Genomic DNA, 3,256 nt, shown 5'->3' on the forward strand with positions numbered 1-3,256 from the left:
CCTGCGACCCCTGCGCGTGGACGGCGGCCGGCTGCGGGCCGTCGACCCCGGGCGGGAGGCCGAGCTGACCGTGGCCGTCCACCGGATCGCCGACGCCCGACCCGTCTGACCCGCAGCCACGCACCACCCCCGCACCACTGACGCACCACTGACGCACCACCCACCGGCCCACGCACGGGCCCAGGACCCGCAGGAGCCCGATGCCCGACGGACCGCTGATCGTGCAGAGCGACAAGACGCTGCTGCTCGAGGTCGACCACCCCGACGCCGACGCCTGCCGCCGCGCGATCGCCCCGTTCGCCGAGCTCGAACGCGCACCCGAGCACGTCCACACCTACCGGCTCACACCCCTGGGCCTGTGGAACGCCCGCGCCGCGGGCCACGACGCCGAGCAGGTCGTCTCGGTGCTCCTGGAGCACTCCCGCTACCCCGTCCCCCACGCCCTGCTCGTCGACGTCGCCGAGACGATGTCCCGCTACGGACGCCTGCAGCTGGTGGACCACCCCACCCACGGGCTGGTGCTGCACGCCCTGGACCGCGCCGTCCTGGAGGAGGTGCTGCGCTCACGCAAGACCGCCGGCCTGGTGGGCACGCGCCTGGACGCCGACGACGTCGTCGTGCACCCCAGCGAGAGGGGCAACCTCAAGCAGGTGCTCCTCAAGCTCGGGTGGCCCGTGGAGGACCTCGCCGGGTACGTCGACGGCGAGGCCCACCCCATCTCCCTGGACGAGGACGGGTGGTCGTTGCGCCCCTACCAGCAGCAGGCCGTCGAGGGGTTCTGGCACGGGGGCTCCGGGGTGGTGGTCCTGCCCTGCGGCGCCGGCAAGACCCTGGTGGGCGCGGGTGCGATGGCCCGCTCGGGCACCACCACCCTGATCCTGGTCACCAACACGGTCTCGGCCCGCCAGTGGCGTGAGGAGCTCGTGCGCCGCACCACCCTCACCGAGGACGAGATCGGCGAGTACTCCGGGACCCGCAAGGAGATCCGCCCCGTCACGATCGCCACCTACCAGGTGCTCACCACCCGACGGAAGGGCGTCTACACCCACCTGGAGCTCCTGGACGCCCGCGACTGGGGGCTCATCCTCTACGACGAGGTCCACCTGCTGCCCGCTCCCATCTTCCGCATGACCGCCGACCTGCAGGCCCGCCGCCGCCTGGGCCTGACCGCCACCCTCGTGCGCGAGGACGGCCGTGAGGACGAGGTGTTCTCGCTCATCGGCCCCAAGAGGTTCGACGCTCCCTGGAAGGACATCGAGGCCCAGGGGTACATCGCGCCCGCCGACTGCGTCGAGGTGCGCCTGACCCTGCCCGAGCGCGACCGCCTCACCTACGCGACCGCCGAACCGGAGGACAAGTACCGGCTCGCCGCGAGCGCTGCCGGCAAGAACCGGGTCGTGGAGCAGCTGGTGGCCCGGCACGCGGAGGACCAGGTGCTGGTGATCGGCCAGTACCTGGACCAGCTCGAGCTGCTCGCCGACCAGCTGGACGCCCCGTTGATCACCGGTGAGACGACGGTGCGGCAGCGCCAGCGCCTGTTCGACGAGTTCCGGTCCGGGCAGGTGCGGCGGCTGGTGGTGTCGAAGGTGGCGAACTTCTCGGTGGACCTGCCCGAGGCGACGGTCGCGATCCAGGTCAGCGGGGCGTTCGGGTCCCGGCAGGAGGAGGCCCAGCGCCTGGGCCGGGTGATGCGACCCAAGGCCGACGGTCGCACCGCGCACTTCTACGCGGTGGTGGCCAGGGACACCGTGGACCAGGAGTTCGCCGCGCACCGGCAGCGGTTCCTGGCCGAGCAGGGCTACGCCTACCGGATCGTCGACGCGGAGGACCTGCTGGCGCCCGAGAACGGGTGAGGTCGGGGCCGCACGGGGCGTGGTCGTTGCCTCCGGTGGGGGTGGCAGACGAGGATCGGTGGGTGCCTCACCTCACCGTGTCCTCGCCCCTGCCTGCCCCTGCCGCTGTCGTGCGGGTCGCCGTCGCGGTGGTGGCGCTGCTGGGGTTCGCCGCCGTCCTGGCCCTGCCGGCGGCGGCCGAGCCGTCCTTGGTGGTGCGTGAGGAGATCACGGACCGTGCGGGGGTGCTCACGGGACGCGAGGCGGAGGTCCAGGACGCGTTGGACCAGCTGTCGGACCAGACGCCGTTGCAGCTGTTCGTGGTGTTCGTGGACGACTTCGCCGGCAGCGCGCCGGAGGACTGGGCCGACACCACGGCGATCGACTCCGGGCTGGGTGTGGACGACCTGCTGCTGGCGGTCGCGGTCGAGGACCGCATGTACTACCTGTCCGCCGACCCGGACGTCGCGGTGTACGACCGGCTGGGGACGGTGACGGCCGCGGTCGAGAGCCAGTTGCGTGCCGAGGACTGGGCCGGTGCCGCGATCACGGGCGCCCAGACGCTGATCGAGGTCGCGACGGGCGCGACCCAGCCGGGTGTCGACGTGACCGACCCCCAGGACCCTGCCGGCGCGCCGGCGCGTGGCGGTGGCGGTGGGTTGCTGGTCCTGCTGGTGGTGGGGGTCGTGGTGATCGGCGGGGTGCTCGCGGCCCGGTCCCTGAGCCGCAAGCCCTCGGGGGGGCAGGCCGCGGGCGCTGCGCAGGGCGAGCCCACGCCGGTGCTGCGGCAGCGGGCGGGGTCGGCGCTGGTGGCGGTGGACGACGTGCTGCGGAGCGCCGACCAGGAGCTGGGGTTCGCGCAGGCGCAGTTCGGGGCGGACGTGACCGCGGAGTTCGAGCAGACGCTGGTGTGGGCCCGTGAGCAGGTCACCGAGGCGTTCCACCTGAACCAGGAGCTGGAGGACTCGACCCCGGAGCCGCAGGTGCGCGAGCACTCCTCGCGCATCCTGCAGGTGTGCGAGCAGGTGACGGGCCGGTTGCAGGAGCAGACGGCCCGGTTCGACGAGCTGCGCGACCTGCAGGCGCGCGCCCCGGAGGCGCTGGACCAGCTCCAGGAGCGGGCCCGGTCGTTGGACGGTCGGGTGGAGCAGGCGCGGGTGGTCCTCGAGCAGCTGCAGCGCAGGTACCCGGCGGGGTCGTTGGCGTCTGTGGGGCAGAACCCGGACCAGGTGCGGGCCCTGCTGGAGGAGGTGCACGCAGGTGTGGGTCAGGGACGGGAGGCCCTGGGGCGCGAGGACCGGGGGACGGCCGTGGCGTACGCGCGGGCGGCGGAGTCGGCGCTGGACCAGTGCACGACGCTGCTGGACGCGGTGGACCGTGCCGGCCCGGCGCTCGCCGAGGCGGGCCAGCGCCTGGACGCGGCG

General features: G+C 73.6%; 2 protein-coding genes. Both read left to right on the plus strand.

Annotated elements, in window-relative coordinates:
- The first annotated feature begins 200 nt into the window (after positions 1–200).
- Positions 201–1,853, plus strand: coding sequence for a DNA repair helicase XPB (locus N869_RS13820; protein ID WP_035062535.1), 1,653 nt, complete (start codon positions 201–203; stop codon positions 1,851–1,853).
- Positions 1,854–1,915: 62 nt separating this feature from the next.
- The coding region (locus N869_RS13825; RefSeq protein WP_035062538.1) for a TPM domain-containing protein at positions 1,916–3,256 on the plus strand (1,341 nt) is incomplete at its 3' end.

The sequence above is a fragment of the Cellulomonas bogoriensis 69B4 = DSM 16987 genome, from assembly GCF_000767165.1.
Lineage (GTDB): Bacteria > Actinomycetota > Actinomycetes > Actinomycetales > Cellulomonadaceae > Actinotalea > Actinotalea bogoriensis.

Excerpts from the sequence above, each read along its gene's own strand:
- N869_RS13820 (WP_035062535.1), top strand. The coding sequence starts at position 201 with ATGCCCGACGGACCGCTGATCGTGCAGAGCGACAAGACGCTGCTGCTC.